This is a genomic window from Pedobacter zeaxanthinifaciens (assembly GCF_003313335.1).
Lineage (GTDB): Bacteria > Bacteroidota > Bacteroidia > Sphingobacteriales > Sphingobacteriaceae > Pedobacter > Pedobacter zeaxanthinifaciens.
In genome coordinates, this window is the sequence record NZ_QMHP01000005.1 from 325,197 (window position 1) to 346,501 (window position 21,305).

15 protein-coding genes are annotated in these 21,305 nt (G+C 40.4%); all 15 read right to left on the reverse strand.

Features of this window, described 5'->3' with window-relative positions:
- Nucleotides 1-18 precede the first annotated feature (18 nt).
- Nucleotides 19-1,572 carry a hypothetical protein gene (locus DUT68_RS18460; protein ID WP_198659567.1) on the reverse strand — a complete coding sequence of 518 codons (1,554 nt, stop codon included), beginning with the start codon at nucleotides 1,570-1,572 and terminating at the stop codon, nucleotides 19-21.
- Between the two features lie 80 nt (nucleotides 1,573-1,652).
- On the reverse strand, nucleotides 1,653-5,330 hold the full coding sequence (locus tag DUT68_RS10240) for a lectin-like domain-containing protein (RefSeq protein WP_113638086.1): 3,678 nt from the start codon (nucleotides 5,328-5,330) through the stop codon (nucleotides 1,653-1,655).
- Between the two features lie 2 nt (nucleotides 5,331-5,332).
- Nucleotides 5,333-7,975 (reverse strand): beta strand repeat-containing protein, encoded by a 2,643-nt coding sequence (locus DUT68_RS10245; protein WP_157960833.1) that lies wholly within the window; start codon nucleotides 7,973-7,975, stop codon nucleotides 5,333-5,335.
- Between the two features lie 21 nt (nucleotides 7,976-7,996).
- Entirely contained in the window at nucleotides 7,997-8,692 is a 696-nt protein-coding gene (locus DUT68_RS10250) for a hypothetical protein (RefSeq protein WP_113638088.1), read from the reverse strand.
- Between the two features lie 51 nt (nucleotides 8,693-8,743).
- On the reverse strand, nucleotides 8,744-9,553 hold the full coding sequence (locus DUT68_RS10255) for a hypothetical protein (protein WP_113638089.1): 810 nt from the start codon (nucleotides 9,551-9,553) through the stop codon (nucleotides 8,744-8,746).
- 406 nt (nucleotides 9,554-9,959) lie between these two features.
- The gene (locus DUT68_RS10260; protein ID WP_113638090.1) at nucleotides 9,960-10,142 is read right to left on the reverse strand and encodes a hypothetical protein; all 183 of its coding nucleotides are present in this window, start codon (nucleotides 10,140-10,142) and stop codon (nucleotides 9,960-9,962) included.
- A 63-nt stretch (nucleotides 10,143-10,205) separates the two neighbouring features.
- Nucleotides 10,206-10,940, reverse strand: a complete 735-nt coding sequence (locus DUT68_RS10265) for a ThuA domain-containing protein (protein ID WP_113638091.1) — start codon at nucleotides 10,938-10,940, stop codon at nucleotides 10,206-10,208.
- Nucleotides 10,937-11,164 carry a VF530 family protein gene (locus tag DUT68_RS10270; RefSeq protein WP_113638092.1) on the reverse strand — a complete coding sequence of 76 codons (228 nt, stop codon included), beginning with the start codon at nucleotides 11,162-11,164 and terminating at the stop codon, nucleotides 10,937-10,939. The genes DUT68_RS10265 and DUT68_RS10270 overlap by 4 nt, the downstream gene beginning before the upstream one ends.
- Before the next feature lie 150 nt (nucleotides 11,165-11,314).
- Entirely contained in the window at nucleotides 11,315-12,019 is a 705-nt protein-coding gene (locus DUT68_RS10275; RefSeq protein WP_113638093.1) for a Rossmann-fold NAD(P)-binding domain-containing protein, read from the reverse strand.
- 556 nt (nucleotides 12,020-12,575) lie between these two features.
- Nucleotides 12,576-14,525 (reverse strand): OmpA family protein, encoded by a 1,950-nt coding sequence (locus tag DUT68_RS10280; RefSeq protein ID WP_113638094.1) that lies wholly within the window; start codon nucleotides 14,523-14,525, stop codon nucleotides 12,576-12,578.
- Between the two features lie 75 nt (nucleotides 14,526-14,600).
- The gene (locus tag DUT68_RS10285) at nucleotides 14,601-15,575 is read right to left on the reverse strand and encodes a PorP/SprF family type IX secretion system membrane protein (protein ID WP_113638095.1); all 975 of its coding nucleotides are present in this window, start codon (nucleotides 15,573-15,575) and stop codon (nucleotides 14,601-14,603) included.
- Nucleotides 15,576-15,596: 21 nt separating this feature from the next.
- Nucleotides 15,597-17,951: a T9SS type B sorting domain-containing protein gene (locus DUT68_RS10290; protein WP_113638096.1), complete on the reverse strand. Its 2,355-nt coding sequence runs from the start codon at nucleotides 17,949-17,951 to the stop codon at nucleotides 15,597-15,599.
- Nucleotides 17,952-17,990: 39 nt separating this feature from the next.
- Nucleotides 17,991-18,512, reverse strand: a complete 522-nt coding sequence (locus DUT68_RS10295; RefSeq protein ID WP_113638097.1) for an OmpH/Skp family outer membrane protein — start codon at nucleotides 18,510-18,512, stop codon at nucleotides 17,991-17,993.
- 49 nt (nucleotides 18,513-18,561) lie between these two features.
- The gene (locus DUT68_RS10300) at nucleotides 18,562-19,431 is read right to left on the reverse strand and encodes a glycine-rich protein (protein ID WP_157960834.1); all 870 of its coding nucleotides are present in this window, start codon (nucleotides 19,429-19,431) and stop codon (nucleotides 18,562-18,564) included.
- Between the two features lie 23 nt (nucleotides 19,432-19,454).
- Nucleotides 19,455-21,287: a beta strand repeat-containing protein gene (locus DUT68_RS10305; protein WP_113638099.1), complete on the reverse strand. Its 1,833-nt coding sequence runs from the start codon at nucleotides 21,285-21,287 to the stop codon at nucleotides 19,455-19,457.
- Nucleotides 21,288-21,305 lie beyond the last annotated feature (18 nt).

Genomic DNA, 21,305 nt, shown 5'->3' on the forward strand with positions numbered 1-21,305 from the left:
TTTTATTTATTGACTTGTTTATTTAAGCATAAACACAATATTTACTACCGAGCATGAACTAGCGGGTGCTATCACATCGTAAGTCATAACTCCATTGGCATCTATGCTAACATTTGCCAAAACACTGGTATCGAAACTAGTGATGAAGTAGTGCAAATCGGTGGCATTTGCGAAGAAAGGCAAGCTACTAGGTGCGCCTGTACTTTTAATAGCAGGAGAATTGAATTGTGCTTTATAAAGCGCAAACAAGTCTTTAGTTTGCCCTATAACAGCTGCCGAAGTTTCAATATTTACACTAGGCATATAAAACCATCGCGTTACATTATTTGATATGGGCGACCAATTAGGCACTGCTGGCGTACCCACATTTTGTACTAAACAGCTCTTATTGGTGTCAAAAGCAACAAGCCCAGTTGCTGGCGAAGATATAGCGTTGATTTGCGAGGTAGTCATACGGGGGGGCAACACACCTTTGGAGGTGCTATTAATTTCAAGCATAGCCGATGCATTTGGCGCCGCAGTACCCATTCCAACTGCTCCTGACGTTGTTACTACGAAATCGTTAGCGGCCTCTGTAGCTGTTGGACTTGCGCCACTTGAGTTATCCTTAGCAGCATCGATATTAAAGATAGTTCCAGAGGCTGGAATAATGGTGCCAATGCCTACTGCACCAATAGAGTGAATTACCATTGATTGGTTCTTCACTGCATCAGCGGATACGTAAAAATCTAGATAGTCAGTCCGAACCCCGATTCCATAAAAATCGGTACCTGCTGCGTTATTGTAAACTCCTAACTTTTTGCCAGTCGAAGTGCCTAGATCCAGTATAGTATTGGGCGAGATTGTGCCTATTCCTACTCTGTTGTTCAGCGCATCTACACTAAAAGTACTACCATCTACTGAAAATTGATTGACCACTTGTGTGCCAGATGGACTGAAAGACAGTGTCCTACTACTTGGCATATCAACGGTTCTATTAGCGGTTAAGGCATCATCAGCAGTATAAATATTGTTTGCTACACCAGGACTTCCCCCAACAACAAGGCTGCCGCTGGCATCGAAGCCCATCAACTTTCCGGTAGCAATAGTACCTACAGCTGGGGTGAAATTGGCTACAATGCCATTAACCGTACTCGTGAATTTATTACTGGCAACTGTTAATGAGTTACTATTGATGATATTTACGCCAGCTCCAGTTATTCCATTCACCGTGGTACTCAAACTATTTACAGAAGAGGTGTTGCTTACGGTAGTTGTTGAAAGTAGGCTGGAAAGCGTACGTCGATAAACATCGCCATTAGCATCTGTAGTAAGCACATCTATGTTGGTAGTGTCAAGGTTTAACCCCTGTAAACGAAGCTGACCATTAACATGCAGTTTGGTTTGTGGTAAATTGGTGCCAATACCTATATTTCCAACATTCTTATTGAATATGTTCACGCCTGAAACAGTCCACTTACTGGTATCTACGTTTTTGAGCGTCCCTTTATTGTCAATAATTCTAATTTGAGCTACAGAATTTATTGTAATAGCAAATAAAAAAAACAGCAGAAAAAAAATAAAAACTCTCATTTTAAGTGGTTTATTATAATTACTACACTATCATATTTATTTTCTAGCAACACGATCCCTGCCTATTTTATAATTCATAATTAAAACTTCATTGGATTCCGCTCACCATTTTTAACTGATTTCCCATGCCTCATATACTTGATATTATCACCATAACCGAAGCTAAAAAACTGGGCGTTGGAAAAGTCGACCGCCACTACAAAGTCAGTTCCAACTTTCGTCATTGGCAAAACACTGGCATTTGTAAAATCGCTACTGTTGCTCACCAGCAAAGTGTAATTTTGTTTTAATGTGGATGGCAAACCCCCTGTTGGCATTGCCGAAACAGGCACGACAATAGTTATAGTACCTACAGTTCCTGTTTCTTGCACTTTCCATTCTCTCGGTAATTTGTAAATGGTTTTTACCGGAGTTTCAGCGTTATTCACAAAAGATGAAATAGAAGCATTATCATTTCCAACCAACATGTAACTATTGTTGGCTGAAAAGCTATTGCTATTGCCACTGTTGGTTACAGGGAAACTGCCTGCGGTAAAATCGCCCAAGAAAATAGTAAATCTTAAATCAGATGAGGTTGCATTGATAGAGATCGACTGCTTTTGCTGTAGGTTACTTCTATCATCCCTACCAATGCCGAAAACATCGTTGTTATATCCTGTATTTGTTGAACTGTCCCAATATGTAGTTGTGCCATCCCCAGCAAGGTAGCTGGCGCCCGTACCGTCATTCAATGAAATTCCATATTTAATTGCCAAATAAGCATTAATACGCCCAATTTCACTGCTAGAAAGTGTGTTTATGCCGTAAACAATGGCATCTGCTAGTCTACCAAAAGGTCGCGTTGAAACATTATCACCTCCCAACAAATCGTATTTGCCACCGCCATCAATTGTTGCTGTGGAAGTTGCAACTACGCTAGAACCATTTTTTGAATATTGTAAGGCACTACTTCCTGAAGGAATAAAGCCGTTAACTAGCGCCAATTCTCCCTCATTCCAAGTAACACTACTTGGCACCTCTAAATTAGATGGCTGCCGATCTAAAAACGAAACAAAATTGTTGGTATTAACAAGCATCTGGAAATCCAGCTCACTAGAATTAGAGCGCAGAACTGTTCTTATATCCGAAATCGATGCTGATTTCAAACCCGGCATTCCGGCGGCAAAAATACTTGAGTTGATTTGATTTGGCGTTGTTCCTCCAATATTAAAGCGTTCTAAAGCATCACTATTATCCAAAAAAACAGTAGGATTAAAATTTGCCACAGTACTAGCTGTAGATTGAAATAGCGGCGTACCTACTGCAGTTGCGTTAACGCCGTCCATTTGGTTTTGCCAAGTACTTACTGTTGCTCCGTGTGTGGTTGTACTAGTGCCTAAATCTGCCCTATACCAAAGCTTTAAACCATTTAAAACACCACCTGGCGCCTTTTGATCTAAAGCTAAAGTAAAAAAATCATTATTGCTCAAAGTCACACCTGTAATCCTACCATTGGCATCTAACGAGCCAACTTGAGTAGTTCCACTACTAAAATTACTGTTGGCATTTTTTTTAATTAAGAAAACTGTTCGCCTGCTATTACTGCCCCAACCAGTAAACTCTAAATTTACAGTTTGAGAAAAATTTGTTTTTTGAACTTTCCACTCCCTACCAATACGACCATTATAAATTGAGGTTTCTAACTCTGTAAACTGCACATTGGCGCTCCCATCGTCGTTACCAATCATTAAAAAGCTTAGATTTTGCGCTATATCGGTATGATTAGCTGAGGTATTTCTGGCAGAAAAATCATTGTTAGTGGATAGTATGACGAAATCATCAGTATTGGCCGACTTAGAAATTCGCTGATGTAGTATCGTTGCGTCGTCTCTTCCAATACCGAAAACATCATTATTAGAGCCAGAATTTGCAGTGGCATCCCAGTAAGTTGTAGCATTATCACTGGCAATATAGTTCAGTCCCGTGCCATCATTTCTGGAGATACCATATTTGGTTGCCAAATATGACTCAATCCTATTTATGTTTGAGGTATTATCAGTATTATAACTGATAAATTCTCCAATAATTACATTGGATGTTTCATCATTGGATACACCTAAACCGCCAAGGCTGACTCGCCAACTATTATCATCACTGCTAGCGTTACTGTTAATTTGAATACCATTTTTACGCTGTACAATAGCTTCGGCTGCGGTTCTGTTAAGAGAAAACTGATTTAAATTTAATGTTGATGCAATAACGTTATTTGATCCCAACGTAAGAAAACTTGGAGTTCCATTGATTTGAATGGTATTCTCATTTCCGTTATGATAGCCAAACAAATTATTGGATATTTCTGAAGAAAAAACCCGGGCGCCAGGTGTAGTTTTCAGTTTAGCCACTCCAAAGAAACTGTAAGGTTGTCCGTTACCTCCTACATCGAGTGCTGCTGGTAAATTCATAATGGCACTATTCATGGTATAAGTTCCATTAAAATTCAACAAATCTGTGGTACTTGTATTTAAAACAGGCGTACCAATATCAATTGTAGCATTATTAGTAGAATTTTGTTCTTTCCATACTGATGCGGTATTACTTGTATTATCGCCCCTAAACCAACCTAAGTAGCCTACGCCTACACCTCCCGGACTCAACATGCTCAGCTCGGCGGTCACCAAATCGGAGTTACCTAATGCGTCTGACAATTGTATGTTAATGTTTCTGCTATAGTTGAGTGACGCCATATCGGTGGCCGAGGTAATGGTGTACCTTACGGCGTTAATGGCATTTGCGATGTCTGCATTTGAAGCGATGTTTGAAAGTGTAAGTATGCTGTTCCCTGCCGAAGAGCTACTAGTGGCTACCACGCCTGATGGCAACGTAAGGGCGGTTAAACTCTCTGAACTAAGCGCAGAGGGTATGGTAATGGTAGCAGTAACTCTTTGTCCACCAGAAAAATTAGCAAAACTATTTCCCCACAAATCTGAGTCGTTAATTTTTGCAGCAACATTCCTTTCAACTACACCTTTATAATTCCAAACAGCCGAAGCAAGCGTTGATCGATCTGCGTCAAGCGTTAGCACAGGAGGTAAATTACCTGTGATACTGTTGATTGTAACTTGTTGCAAATTTGAAGCTCCACCAGTGAAGCCTAAAAAAGCAAGAATAGCCCTATTACCATTAAGTATGGTTGCGATGTTAGTTACGGTACGTGTATCAACTGTTACACCATCCCATGACATGGTGAGTTGCTTAGTGCTTGCAACCCATTTAATAATACAACTGTGATTCGCATTATCCTCAACATTTGAACCAAAACAAGTAGATGTTAACCAGGTTCCGTTGGAGATAAATGTCCAAAAATCGCCCGAGACACTACAAACGGGGTCGCCGGCATTTTGATAGGTATCATATCGGTATGCAATAGAGGAGGTGGGATTTCCTGTATTAGCAAGCTCTTTACTGGCATTATTATGCAAGGCGAAAAGGGTTCCATCTGCACCAGCATCACTTGCCCCCATGAACCACGATAAGTCTATTGTGAAATCGCTAGTAAAATCTAATTGAATTCTTGAATGAGCAAATCCCGTTTGAAAATTTATGGCTGGTGTTAAAGTTAACTTGCTAGTTGGCGAGGCTACCGACGCAGAACCCGACAGCTTAAAATAAGTATTAAAATTTGGAGACGTTACAGTGGTAACCTGTGCATGAACAGGATTAATGAACAGTATTAAAAAAACAACGCAAGTTGAGAAGAGCCATTTAATACGTAACCACATTTTTATTGATAATTTAAAGTGATATCGCCAACCCGCACTAACTTGCCATTAGTTGCAGAAAATGTAATTAGCAACACTGCCGTTGCTCCGGGCGTAACCCAACTTGCCATATTAGTAGCACTAAATGCTGTTTTTGCCCATGATGTGTTAGTGATGTTGGTTTGGCTGGCAAATGCAGTTGTACCACTGAGAAACCATTCAAAAGATGCGGAACATCCCGTATTGGCCAAATTATCAATTTGCACTGCATTGCTTGAATCCCAGCTTACAAAGTCGTTAGGCAGCGTTACTCTAACTGCAACCTGATAAGTCTGAGCAGTTGATGCGTCTCTACCTGTCCACTCGTAGTAGTTCATCCAATTAGGCGTTACAGTGGTTCTTGTATTATCGGCAATCATATCACCTACATTTGCAGTACCTGAAGGTGTTAATACTGCACCCGCATATTCAGCAGGAATAACCATTTTTTTTGTGGCCACGTTTGTGGTCGCTAATCTTTGCCAAATTGTGCCGTTAAATTGATAAAGCCCTATTGCGTTTACATTTGCCGTCTTTGTTGATGCAGTACCAACTGCCGCGGTTACGTAAACAATAGTTCCTGCATCGGTATACGTCGCATCTTTCGCTTTAAGCTGATCACCAGTTAATCTTGGAAAAGTAACACCATCAGCTACAGTAGCACTTCCAGGTTTTCCTTGAACATCTAACGTAGTTGCCGGAGTGATGGTAGATACACCTACAAAACCATTACTCCCTTTTACGAAAAGGGCGTTAGTATTGGCATTGTTAAATATTTTGTAGTCTCTACCTTTATTATCAAAGTTATTGATCGAATTATAAGCCCCCATTTCCCAAAAAGCTATTGGATCGGAAGAAGTACCGAGCTTTAATTTGGGGCCTACAGCATCCATTGGATCAATGCGGAACTGATTCGTAGTAGCAGTATTCAAAACCGTGATAACTCCTCCAACCCCGGAGCTAGATTGTACCATTTGGTTTCCACCTACGATTTGTAATTTTTCGGTTGGACTAGAAGTGCCTAAACCTATTCTTTTATTTAGCGCATCTATACTAAATGTAGTTCCATCCACAGAAAACTGATTGACCACCTGCGTACCAGAAGGACTAAATGCCAAAGTTCTACTGCTAGGCATATCAACTGTACGATTTCCCGTTAATGCATCATCTGCTGTATAAATACTATTTACTACTCCGGGGTCAGCGCCTACTACCAAATTTCCACCAGCGTCGAAACCTAGTAATTTGCTAGAGGCAATGGTACCAGAAGATGGCGCCAGATCAGCAGCAACGCCATTGACGGTGCTGGTAAGCTTGTTACTTGCCCCTGCAAGTGCATTGCTGTTGATGATATTTACCGAAGTGCCGGTAACACCGTTTACGGTAGTGCTCAAACTATTGGTGGAGGAACTGTTGCTTACACCAGTTACCATACTCACAGAAGTTCCAGTTACGCCGTTAACCGTCGTAGTTAGGCTGTTCGGAGAAGTCACTGTGTTACTTACCGAGGTAGCGGTAGGGTCAGCGCCCAAAACTAAATTTCCACTAGAATCGAAACCTAGTAATTTGCTAGAGGCAATGGTGCCGGAAGATGGCGTTAGATCAGCAGCAACGCCATTGACAGTGCTTGTAAGCTTGTTACTTGCGCCTGCAAGTGCATTGCTGTTGATGATATTTACCGAAGTGCCCGTAACACCGTTTACGGTAGTGCTCATACTATTGGTGGAGGAACTGTTGCTTACCGAGGTAGCGGTAGGGTCAGCGCCTAAAACTAAATTTCCACTAGCGTCGAAACCTAGTAATTTGCTAGAGGCAATGGTACCAGAAGATGGCGTCAGATCAGCAGCAACGCCATTAACGGTGCTTGTGAGCTTGTTACTTGCGCCTGCAAGTGCATTGCTGTTGATGATATTTACCGAAGTGCCCGTAACACCGTTTACGGTAGTGCTCATACTATTGGTGGAGGAACTGTTGCTTACCGAGGTAGCGGTAGGGTCAGCGCCTAAAACTAAATTTCCACTAGCGTCGAAACCTAGTAATTTGCTAGAGGCAATGGTACCAGAAGATGGCGTCAGATCAGCAGCAACGCCATTAACGGTGCTTGTGAGCTTGTTACTTGCGCCTGCAAGTGCATTGCTGTTGATGATATTTACCGAAGTGCCGGTAACACCGTTTACGGTAGTGCTTAAGCTATTGGTGGATGAACTGTTGCTTACACCAGTTACCATACTCACAGAAGTTCCAGTTACGCCGTTAACCGTCGTAGTTAGGCTGTTCGGAGAAGTCACTGTGTTGCTTACCGAGGTAGTTGAAAGAAGGCTGGAAAGTGTTCGCCGGTAGACATCGCCATTGGCATCCGTAGTAAGTACATCTACATTAGTTGTACTAATGCCCAATCCCTGTAGGCGAAGCTGGCCATCAACGTGTAGTTTGGTCTGAGGCATACTCGTTCCAATACCTACATTCCCGCTGTTCTTATTAAATATGTTAACGCCAGAAATCGTCCACTTACTAGTGTCGATACTACTGAGCGTACCTTTATTATCGATAACTTTTATCTGTGCACTGGAACTAAAACCCAGCACACAGATAAAGAGTAGAAAAAATATCTCCTTTAAAAATTTCACGCTTTACGAAAAAAGTTGAAATTATCTAATCCAATGAACTTCAATCACATCGCCTACAAAAACTACCCAGTCATTTGGAGGCGTTGAACTAGGCACAAGTGTTACATCTGATCCACTAACGGTATAATCTTCGCCCGCCAGTAGTTTAGCGCCATTTCTATAAACAGATACTTTACTAACTACCGATGGCAACGTTGTTCCTGTAGTAGTGTATAAGGTTTGTCCAGCAGTTGCGGCAACAAACTTTTGTTGTCCAGCTTGCACCTGCAATAAGTCCGTAGCCATAATTTTCTTTGTCTCACCAGTTGCTTCGTCCCTAATTAAAACTGTCCAGCCTGTACCTGTACCGCCGTGACTAGATGCATTAGTGGCGTTAAGAGATGGTAAGTCAGTAGTGACCAACTTTAGGCCGTCAAGTGCAAATGATTTTCCATTTACGTCAATAAAAGTATCGTCTGTTAAAGTACCACCTAACTGCCAAGTAGTAGTTGTTACATCATTGGTAGTGTTAGTGAGCATGGTCACGCCATTCTTAGCTTGTAAATACTTGATTGTACCTTTGTTATCGATTACTCTAACAGAAGTTCCTGTTGTACCTGGTGCAGCATTGGCTTGCTTAGTTACATCACCGGTTGTTTGCTGCGCATTCGCAGTAGAGATTGCCAAAGTTAGCAGTGCTGCTGCTCCCAATGTTTTTAAGATAGAATTTTGTTTCATAGTTGAAATTTGATTTTTTTTTAAATATTTGATAATAAAGTGTTTGCTCGTTTATAAAAGTTGTACTATGCGTATTTCGTCGCCACTATAGGCTGCAATTTCTGCTTTAATGGTTTTTGCACCCACCACGGTAAATCCTATCATCACACCATTTCTGTACAGTAAAATTTTCTTTTCATCTATAATATTAGAGGGCGTATTGAATAGTTGCTGACCATTGGTTGCCACCACGTCCAATTGCTTTTGCATATTTTTCAAGTAACTATCGCCACTTATACGCTTTACCACTTGGTCGGTATTACCAACTACCAATATGCTATCTCCAACACCACCACTATTAACGGTCCGCACCTTTAATTCGCCATTAACATCTAAAGCTGTAGTTGGGTTAGCGGTATTAACACCAATTTTACCATCGCTTAAAACTCTTAAAGCTTCAACATTATTGGTTTTAAATATTAAGGGCTTATTGTCGGTAGTGCCAAGGAAATTTGTTGCAGGATTAGTACCGGAGTTACCGTTTAAACTCCAAAAGGAGCTAAAAGGAGAATTATTTTCCAAACGTACCCATCTTAAACCATCAGAATAGTAAACACCGGGACTAACAGCGGTTGTACCCGCACCACTGGAAGCAGTGTTGTAAATAAATATACCGCGAACAAAAGCGGTCAATGGCGAAGCGCTGTCGGTAGAAGTTAAAGCTACACGTGGAAGTAACAAGCCTTTGTTATCGGCTTCCAGCTCAAGGATAGTGTTAGAGTTGATTACTGTAGGATTGGATCCAATCTTTACCTGTGCAGTTACAGATAAAAAGGAGGTCAAACTAACAGCAACAACAACTAGGCATTTAACTAGTTTCATTGGTCAGAAGTATGTTTTTCAATAGGTGTTATTCAATCCAAAAGCAAATTGGGGCAGAAGAAAGCAAAACTTTCTAAAATTCTATCTTACAATAAGCTTTGAATTCGTATAGTAATTCTCTTTAAAATCTTATATACTTAAAACTCAACAAGTCAAGGGGAGATGTATACCTTTACAATGTTTATGTTTAAGCATCAGTTTTCAAAAGTTGTGCCACTTTAAAAAACCATCTTTTAGAAAGAAAATTAATACTTAACAAAGTTAATATCTTTTTTTAAGAAAAAAAAACCTCACTTGGGGAATAAATTTACCCGCCGCAATGGCAAAAAAAAGCGCTTAATTTTCACTCAATAGCTGCTGGTTTTGAATAAAAACCTTAAATTAATGCAGCCGAAATATAGCTCTATTACCTCTTTACCGTGATAACTCGACCTGTTACTAAAATGAAATGGTATATCCTATATAAGCCATCATCATCAATTTTTACCTCATCTACTATTCCCGTTTTACTGAAAGTATCCGTAACGAAATTGCCTTTTTTAATTTCGTTAAGTACATCTAAGGGCGTATCTTCATTTAATCTTATCATTGCCTTATCTAATTAAGCTAAAACTTTATTGAATAGCACTGTAAAAAAGCTATTATTGATGGCTCATTTACCCATGGTCCATTCTATTGCATTTAGCAATTGCTGAAGAAATACCTCGTTAGTATAACTTTCCGGAGTATGTCCTAAACCTGTATAGAATACCCTTCCACCCTCAAAATGATGATACCAAACTATTGGGTGTGAACCATTCATTTTGGCTCCTTCATAAGAATTTTCATCCACTTGCATAAGCACTTTAACCTGCTTATTAAAAGATTTAAAATTGTACCACTCATCAGTATGTTGCCACTCTGAGGGTATTTTTTTCATTAACTGGCGATGAGTTTTTGTAGTAATTAGCTTTGCCGACTGCACTTTTGGATGGCTAACAAAATAAGCCCCAATTAACTTGCCGTACCATTCCCATTCATAACAAAAATCCGTAGCTGCGTGTATGCCCAGTAAACCACCACCATTATGGATATAATCAACAAGTGCTTGTTTTTGCTGTTCGTTAAATACATTAGAACCAGTTGGGTTTAAGAAAATAATGGAACGATATCTACTTAAATTTTCTTTTGTAAAACTCAAAACACTTTCAGAAGTATCTACCTGAAATCCGTGTTCACTTCCAAGTTTTTGAATCGCAATAATCCCGTTGCTAATGGATTTATGACGAAATCCTTTAGTTAAGGAAAAAATGAGTATTTTCTTATCTGCATTAAAAGTTGCCGCAATGGCATTGACTTTCGAAAGCAAAATAAGACTCAACGAAATGATAAAAAATGCCTTTTTCATTTATTATAGAAAGTAGCTATGTATAACTGTTCCACTTGTTTTCTAGCCCAATCTTCCTTTCTTAAAAACCTTAAACTTGAGTTGATGCTGGGATCTTTAATAAAACAATTAAAGCGTAAAAGATAACCCAGCTCAGCCCAGCCGTAATGTTCTTGTAGCTGCGTGAGGATATGTGCTAACGTTTTACCATGCAAGGGATTATTTTTTTGCTCTGTAATGGACATACGCAAAGTTAAAAACCTTATGTTGAAAACAAAGCAGCGGTAAATGATAATCCAAGCACTGCTTAAAGACCGTGCTATTTTATAGCTGTAATAAATGAAGTAGAAAGTAATGCAACAACAGCGTTCCGCTCTTTAACGAATTTCTACTTATTACTCTTGTACCAAATGAATAAATGCGTCTTTTTGGCTATCCAATGCCACATTTTTAGCGGCCAATGATCTGATTTCTCTGGCGTCTAATTTTCTTTTCTCACATTCTGTGATTAGGGAATTGATCATTGCAGCGCCTATTTCTCCCGAAGTATTAACCTTATTAGGTGCTACTAATTTTAAAATTGGGTATGAATAGGCTAAAAGTCGGAATAGGAAGAAAACGTTGTTTTGCTTGGGAATGGGTACAACAGTTCGAGTACGGAAGAAAAATACTTTTCTGAAAATGATTTTAGCTAAAGCCGCCTCCACCATGTGATTGATTTTACCGTAGCCGCTTTTGTTATCTTTACCATTATATTTCGATAAAAAGCTAAGCACCATATTTGGATTCAGCACTAGCAAGCGAGATGTAAAACTTAATGCAGGCTCTATCTCAAATTTAGCGTACAATTCATTATCTAAACCTAGGGGAATGATCCTGGCACAATAAAAGCATGCATGGTAACCAGTCAAAACATCTTCATATTCATCAAGTTCCAATAAATCCCCAACAATAAGCTCCTTTAATTTAGGATGTTTAACCCCTGCCGGCCATCTGCCGACACTTAGTACTTCACTAATAACTTGGCTTTCAAGACATTTTAATAATACACCCTGACCTACCAGCCCTTGTGCCCCTGTAATAATAACTTTCAACTTCATAGGTGATTATATGCTTGAAGTAAATACTCTTTTAAAATAAGCTATAAGTGCCTAGTGTGTACACTAGCGCTAAAACACGTAATTAGGATGATCTATCTCGAGAACGTCAATAAAAATCTATCAAAACTCATGGAAATACAGCGCTTTTGAATAGTGGTGCTAACAGCCTGAGCTATTAGACACCACATCCTCAACTATTCCTATGAAAAATTAGCAGTTAAATTAATTACCTCCGGTAATTAATGGTGCCGGTAGTTTTAACACTACCGAACACCATCTCTCATCTATCTATGAAAAACTAGCCATAAACATCAAAGCTAGATCTAAAGTAGTGCTGCCGATAAAACTTAATTATCAAACATCACTTATATTAATTCTTATAAAAAGCCCAAAAAAAACACAACTACTTTTGTAATTAATGGTGCCGGCAGCTGGTTAGTGCTACCGAACACCATCTCCTCATCTATTTATGAAAACTAGCTGCGAAATATTCAATGTTTAAGCAATGGTGCCGACAGAACCGCCGGACACCATATTACCCTAAAAACATTTACCTTTATTGCTTAATTATTTTAAATTCAGTTCTTCTATTTAACTGGTGTTCTTGAATGCTACATTTCACACCGTTTGCACAATTATTTATCAGCATAGATTCGCCGTAGCCTTTCGCTTGCATGCGTATTTTGTTAATGCCTTTACTAGCTAAATATTTAACTACTGCATTTGCCCTAGCTTGTGACAACCTCATGTTCAACTGATCGTCACCTCTACTATCCGTATGAGAGCTTATCTCAATCCACATTGTTGGATTTTCTTTCATAATCGTTACCAACTTGTCCAACTCAACTGCAGCGTCTTTTCTAATATTTGCTTTGTTAAAATCATAGAAGATATTTTCTATCCTTATAGGCATATTTTCAACAATTGGCACCAAGTAAAGCGGTTGTTCAATTTTTCCATCTTTGGCAGAACTTGAAGACAGGTTAATTACAGCAGCCCTATAATTACGTTTATCCGCTGTTACTTCGTATTGAACACCTTCTTCCACGTTAAATTGATAATTTCCTTCTGCGTCGGTTTGCAGCCTAATAGGTTCGCCTCCAGCTTTTCGCAATGTAATAAGGGCGTTAGTTAATGGCTTACCAGTTTCCTTATCAAGTGCCTTGCCCTGCACCAAAATGGTAGGCTTCTCTTTTTCTATGAAACTGTAGATGTCATCAGAACCATTGCCTCCTTCTCTATTAGACGAAAAATAACCTTTCAATTTACCTGTCAATCTAAAACCAAAATCGTCTTGTGGCGAATTGAATGGGTAGCCTAAATTAGTTACCAGTCCTGTTTTAGCATTGGCTTTAAAAATGTCTAAACCACCCATACCTAAGCCTGCATCAGATGAAAAGTACATCATATCTCCTTGTACAAAAGGAGTACGCTCATTGCCGATGCTGTTCACCATAAAAAGATTTAACGCAGCTCCCCACTTACCATCAGCAGTCCGGTTACAAACGTAAATATCTGTACCTCCCTTACCTCCAGGCATATCTGACACAAAATAAAGCTGCTTCCCATCCGCAGAAAGGAAAGGATCGCCTACAGACCATTCGAGTACGTTATTGTACCTGAAAGGCACCGGTTCTGACCAAGTATCCCCATTTTTTTTACTGCTGTAGATTTCAATATTTATCGTATTGGCTACATTACGCTCAAGGCGTACATTTTTTGGAATACGACTTAGCGTAAAGTATACCTCTTTCTCATCAGCACTGAACGTAGCAGAACCAATATGATATCCAGTACCAGAAATATTTATTGGAAACAACTGAATATTTCCTTTTTCATCTTTCTGGAATAGCTTAAGATATCCATTACCTGTCCAACCGTAAACCTTGTTATTAGGAAGCTGAGTTCGATCCAACTTAAGGAAGGATTTTGACGTTTTCTCAGAAACGCTTGAAAAGTCCCGATCAGATGTGAATACTAAACCATTGTTATAAACTACTGCGGCCCAGTCAGATTTAGCACTATTCACCTCTTTAAGGTTATATATCTCCACATCTTTTGGACGCTCCATCCAGCTTGCAGCAGAATCACAAGAAACCAACCACTTGGCAATTTGTGCCGAAAGTTCTGGCGTAGGCTGAGTCACCATCCGGTTATACCTTGCGTATTGCTCCTTAGCTTCGCCATACATTGAATTGGCTCGTAACATTTCTGCATACGATTTATAAGCTTCGGGTTGCACGCCTTTCATTGTCGTTAAAATTGCATACCAACTGGCAGCTTGCTTAAAATCTCGTAATTGTTTATAGCATTCTGCCAAACGTTCGGCAGCCACCACTGTCTTTTTCTTTTGATAGGCTTGCGTATATAGCTCAATTGCTTTTTCGTAATTATAAAGTTCAAACTGAGCATCAGCTTCTTTCAGCACAAATTGCGCTTTAACTACCGACGGAAGTGACCAAAAAATTACTGCAAAAAGAATGAAACCAATGGTATTTCTTTTCATTGTGTTGTATAGTTTTATTTTCAAAAGATCTGATAATGCCTGAGGTATTTGTTATCTGTTACACGTATCCTACACCTAGAAATATCGCTGCGACATCATCCGTACCTTGTTTTTCTGGAAATAAAATCCCAGAGAAATTTCATGCGAACCTCCACTTGTTCCAGATAAGGCGCCGATAGCAAAATCATAAGCGTACCCTACCCTGAGCCTAGTTCCTATTAAAAAATCAGCCATGGCCACTATCGAATTTGCTTTAGCTAAATCCTTCTGTAAGTAGGCCTTATCATACAATTTAACAGCTGTACGATAACTTCCGCCCAACCATATCCTATCATTAAATAGTACAAAGGCGTTGAGGTCTAAACTGGTTGGTCCTCCTCTATCATCCTTTAATAAAAAAGAAGGCTTAATTTGCACTACTTCATTCAAAGGGATCATCATACCTCCAGTGAGATAATAATGCGGTTTAGGTATAGGGAAAAATGGCGAGGTTGTATTTTTAGCAATCAGGTAATGCGCTACTAGATTATCTACCGAGAAGCCTGCATACCATCTTTCATTGGAAAAAAAGGCTCCAACTCTCGCATCTGGCGCTAAACTACGTTCTACCGTTTTGGGAATATTGGGGTCATCTGGGTTAACAGGGTCAAATAAGGCCCCATCTAAGCTGTTCTGCACAACGCCCACACCTACTCCAAAAGCTAGTCTCGTGCTTTCATCATAGTTTACCCTTAAACGATAAGCATAACTGGCATAAGCCGAAAGGCTACCAATAGCTCCCAGTTTGTCAGAAGCAACTTGAAAGGCCATGCCCACATTTCCTTCGTTAGCAATTGCGTCAACTGCCAAGGAAGCTGTTTGCGGCGCTCCTTTAATACCTGTCCATTGCCTTCTGTAAAAACTATGTAAGTTAAGCTCTTCTTTATAGCCAGCATAAGCGGGATTAATATAAACCCCGTTAAACATATACTGGCTAAATTGTGCATCCTGTTGGGCTTTAGCCCAAACAGTAGCGCACAATAATAAACCTAACGTGAATATCTTTTTCATTGTAAATGTTTTATGCGTTAATTAATCTTTAGTTAGTGTTACCCAACCGTTCATCACTTGCCAATTACCAGAACTGTCTTTTAAACGCAGTACATAGAAATAAGTAGCACCATTCAAACCTCTTCCATCCCATTCATTTCTATACGTTTTACCTGTACTTTTCCAAACCTGATTTCCCCATCTGTTGTAAATGGTAAGCGAATTTTCAGCATATTTCTCCAAGCCTGGCACCACAAACGTGTCATTCTTTCCATCTCCATTAGGAGTGATAATATTTGGCAGGTGGATATCCAAAATATCCTTCACTACGGTAGAAGTATTGTTGGCTAAATCGATATCTGTTTCGGTACTACTTACAATTGCAGTGTTAGAAATGCTTACCGCTTGGTTTGATTTAACCCTCACGATGATATTAACTGATGCACCTGCGGCTAAACTTCCTACATTCCAAGTAAGGGTTCTGTTACCTGTATTGTAACTAACAGATCCGTAACTCACTATAGTAGAAATATACTCCAATTGTCCAGCTAAAATATCCGATACCGCTACTCCGTTTGCTAGGTTAGCACCTACGTTTGTTACGCGTAATGTGTATTCAAATTCCTGTCCTACGTATGTACCAGTAGCGGTAGCAGTTTTTACAATATTTAAATCAACTGTAGCTGCATTAGGTATAGGCGTGGCGGTAGCTGTGTTATTACCCGGTACAGGATCAAGCTCAAGTCCGGTAATGGTAGCTGTATTAGCATAAGGTCCGGCAGATTTTACTGTTGCCGTAACCGTTAATGTAGCCGAAGCCCCATTAGCTAAATTGCCAATGCTCCATACGCCAGTACCAGGAACATAAGTGCCTGTGCTTGAGGTTGCACTTACGAAAGTGTACCCACTAGGCAATAAATCCGTTACAGCTACACCTGTAGCATTTTGAGGCCCCGAGTTTTTCGCCGTAACGGTAAAAACTACATTGTAGCCAAAAAACGGAGCGGCATTGTCCACTGTTTTCTGAACGCTAAGGTCAGTTTGTAAAGCACCAGGAGTTGGTGTGGCTGTGGCGGTATTATTAGTTAAATCCGGATCGGTTTGATCACCACTAGCTACAGCAGTATTTGTATAGTTCCCACTAGCTTTAATAGTAGCAGTAACAGTTAAGGTTGCAGTAGCTCCATTGGCTAAATTACCAACACTCCATACGCCGGTTGCCGCATTGTAACTTCCTGCGCTCACTGTAGATGAAACAAAGGTATATCCCGTTGGCAACAAATCGTCCACTCTAACGCCGGTTGCGTCAACTACGCCTTTATTATTCACAGTAACCGTAAAGGTGATATTTGAACCCACTAAAGGTGTTACGTTATTCACCGATTTTGTTACAGCCAAATCAACGCATTCCACTGATCTTTTAGTGAAAAATGCGGTTGGATCTACCGTATTTGGAAGATTGACGTTGTTACCGCTAGTGACACTAATTGGGGAACCCCCATCCGCACCGGTACAGCTAGCGGTCCAAACGCCAGTTACTATTTGCTGACTTACATAAGCAAGGGAGTTTCTAAAGTTAGCTTCATTAGTACCTGTACCGTTAGTATTGTTGCTCGTATTGTGTTGTAAGCTCACATTAGCTGCGCCAGCGGTGTTACTGCTAATTTGCCAAGTCCTATCCATCCCTTTGGTTACAAATACAGATTCATTTGAAGGACTACCAGCATAATTTTTCACCTGAACGCTGATATTTCGCGGTGCAATTTGATTAGTTACCGTGGCCGGCGTAAAATCTAAGCCTGCAATACTAACAGGGAACTGGAAGGATGTTCCATAAGGTAAATTCTCTTTAACAATTACGCCACTACCATTAGTTACAACGTGTTTGGTCACATCGTAAGCGTTTAATGTGGCATCATCATCAAGTACGAGATTGAAATTATTTAGGAACAAATGGCCTTTTGTAAAAGTAACAGTATTGCTCACTCTTACATTTCCAGTTAAGGATAGCCCATCGGTATTGTCGATTTCAATATTAGGTATAGTTGGATTTAAACCTGATGCATACCCCCCATTTAGCGTTTGCTGCAATGGATAACCGGGATACAGCGGGTTGTTGGCCCTAAAAATAATTTTGCCAGTACCCGTTTGACCGTTACCAGGCAGTGCAATAAAAGTGGCACCGGCACTAACTACCATGTTTTTGCCATAAAATATTGCTGTGGCGCCATCTTCTATATATACTACAGCATTAGGGCCAAAAGTAACATCGCCATACCAGGTTACTGGCATACCTGCATTAATGTCAAATGCGCCATTAATGTAAGTGGTTGCTTGCGCCCAAGTTTTGATTGACCAGCAAGCAAGCAATGTTAATATGAGTAGTGTTTTTTTCATTTCTTGTCTTTTTATACCGCAGCGTTAAAGAATTGCTTTCTATTTCATTTTCAATTCCTTAATCACCTGATCTGTGATATCTGAAAGAGGATTGATGTAAAGCAAGTTTGCTGACGAACTATCTAGCACTTGCATAAATTTGCCACGGGCTGCTACGGTTTTGATTGCCGTCATTACCCTATCTGTATAAGGTTTAGAAAGCAGTTGTTTGTAGTCAGCAATTTTTTTGTTTGCTTGCTCTGCATAGCTTTTCAGTTCTTTATCTGCAGTTTGTGCCTTAGTAATTGCTTTTGTAGTAGCTTCACTTTTTTGATCTATCTTATTTAAGCTATCCGCTGTTACGATGAGCTGATTTAAGGCCTGCTGCTTCTTGTTATAGTCAATTTGATAGGTAGCTGTTTCCTTTGCTACCAGTGTGTCGATTTTTGCAAATTCTTTCATACTTGCTAATACTTTTTGGCTATTGATAATGGCCAATTGTGCTTTTGCAAAACCAGGTAGCGAAAAAAATGCGATAAGAATGATTAGAGATTTAATTTTTTTGATGTTTGTTGTTTTCATAATTGTTTGATGATAAATAATATTGATTAGCTATTTTTCTTTGTTTCTTTTATTTCCAATAGTAAATGATGACTTTTCCATTGCCACTGTTGTAATCACCTATGTTAATTAATCCTTCAGCTTGTACAGTTGATTTAGTCCACGAAGAACCTCCCCCACCGCCGCCTTTGGCACCGCCGCCACCAGCACCGCCGCCACCGCCAAAAAAGCCTGCACCGCCGCCACCACCACCGCTCCACCCACTTGTTAAGGGCGTTTTAGGTATTCCACCGTTGCCACCGGTAATTGCTGCACCTGCTGTTGGACTAGTACTGTTAGCATCAAAGGCTGTACCTCCAGCGCCACCTGCCGTTGCGGTACCACCGCGACCACCAACGATTACTCCTCCATAATCACCAGGAGATCTGCTACCACTGGTACCGCCACCGGCACCGCCTAAGTAGGAGGATGCACCGCCACCGCCGCCGGCAATCACTATGGCATTAGCCTGTGTTACTGGAGAAGCCGTTGATACTGCGCTTAAACCTCCGCCAGCTCCTGCACTGGTACTACCCGCGAAGCTTGCCGAACCCCCAGTACCCGCAAATCCATATACTGGAACATCAAAATTTGGCGATACTGGTGTACCACCAACGGTAATGAATAATACATCGCCAGGGCTAACATTAAAGTAACATTTCACCCTGCCGCCATTTCCGCCAGTTTTAGTAAGCCATGGTCCGCCTTGAGCGCCCATAACGTCAACCATTACCTTAGTTACACCACTGGGAACCGTCCAGCTTTGTATGGCTCCTGTAAAGTCGAATGTTACCGCATTTAATTTAGTCATAGGCATATAGGGCGTACCCGCTACCTGAGCTTTAACCAGCCCCAGCCAACTTAAACAAATGCTAAGCAGCAAAACATATTTCTTGAACATATAATGCATTGTTTTTACCTATTTTATATTCCTGGAGTCATGTAAAAATAAACGGTAGTACCCATCACCAAAAAGGTATAGACTGTATCGGTACCGTTGATAGTTAAGCTGTTATTAGGACTTTTAAAAGTAAGCGCTGTACTTGCTGGATTTGACCCTGAAAATACCGCCGTACCTGCTGTTTGTCCCTGCACTGCCAGCGTATACGTTCCGCCATCTTTCATTCCAGTTAAGTTGAAACTGCCTGGATTGGCCGTTGTATAGGCTAAATTACTTTTGCTAAAATCAATAGTGGTAGATAAACCGGCATTGAAGGCTGTAGTGTTAGTAACAGCGCCATTTACCTCTAATTTAGAAGTTGGGCTAGTGCTTCCTATACCTACCCTATCGTTCGCTAAATCCACATGAAGCGAAACAGCACTGGTTGTTAAATTCCTCACTTGAAATAAATTATTTCCAGCTGCTAACGATGTCCAAGTTCCGCTGTTGTTACCAATCCAAAGCTCCGCCATTGTGGAGGTGGTGTTACCAGCAGTAATGAACCTAGCTACATCGTTTTTACCTGATGCCGTTTGTACATCCAAGCGAGACAAAGGTGACGTAGTTCCAATACCTAAATCGCCGCTGCTTGACAAACGTATACGTTCTATATTATTGGTACGTACCACCAAAGGTTGCGCATCTGTAGTTCCCAAAAAGTTGCTCGACGCACTTGTACCAGCATTACCTGTAATATGCCACTCCGACGAATTAATTGCACCTGTGGTTACGGTTTTCACCACACCATTTACATCAGCAACCAACAATTTATCAGAAGTAGCTCCTGCTGTTAAACCATCCAAGCGTAAAGGATTGGAAGTTGCCGTAACATGCAGGGTATTTGTTGGTGCACTTTGATTGATACCGATAGCACCCGCTGGCGAGGCCAATGAGCCATTCATTCCCGTTCCGAAGATGGTATTTTTAATGTTCATTTGGTTATCAGCAGTGGCACTTTGTAAATCCACGGCGTTACCAATAGCCAAATTATTGCTACCCGTGGTGATATTTTTACCGCTTTGGTAACCTAGGGCTAGGTTGTTATTTCCCGTAGTGTTGTTCAGTAAACTTTCGGCACCTAAACCCACATTTGCAGCACCGGTAGTATTTTTAACTAAGGTAGAATTACCCAAGGCCGTATTGTTGCTTGCTGTACTAACAGATAATGCTGAAGTGCCCACCGCCACGTTACCTTTGCCCGATGTGTTTGAAGACAATGCAATTCCTCCCAAGGCAACATTAAAAGCACCATCGGTATTTGCATTTAAAGCATTAGCACCAATTGCCATATTTAAATAACCACTGGTATTTGATTTCAATGCTTGTTGCCCTAACGCAACGTTATCTACACCGTTAGTATTGCTATTCAAAGCTTTAAGCCCAATCGCAATATTTCCACTGCCAGTACCTACAGAAGTACCATTTCCACCCACACCCGCATCTTGGCTAATGTGATTAGCATCACCTACCACGCGGACATCTGCCTGTGCTACCGAAGTAAGTAACCTGATCCATTTTTTATCACTATCGCTATAATAGTAATATCCTTGGCTTAGATCAGAAGTAGTATTGGTATTGAAAACTAACAAGCTATTATCCGGCGTGGGCACCGTAGTAACATCCAATAGACTAGTTAGGGCAATACGAGGAATCAAGATGCCCTTGTTAGCAGCCTCTACCTCAAAAATTGCACTTGGTGACACCTGCATGAAATTAGAACCCACTTTGAGTGGCTGCTGAGCTTTCACTTGCGCAACGGCAAAGCTAAAGATTACCGTGCTTAACAGATATATCGATTTAATTCCCTGTGTTTTCATATCAATTTAATTATTGGT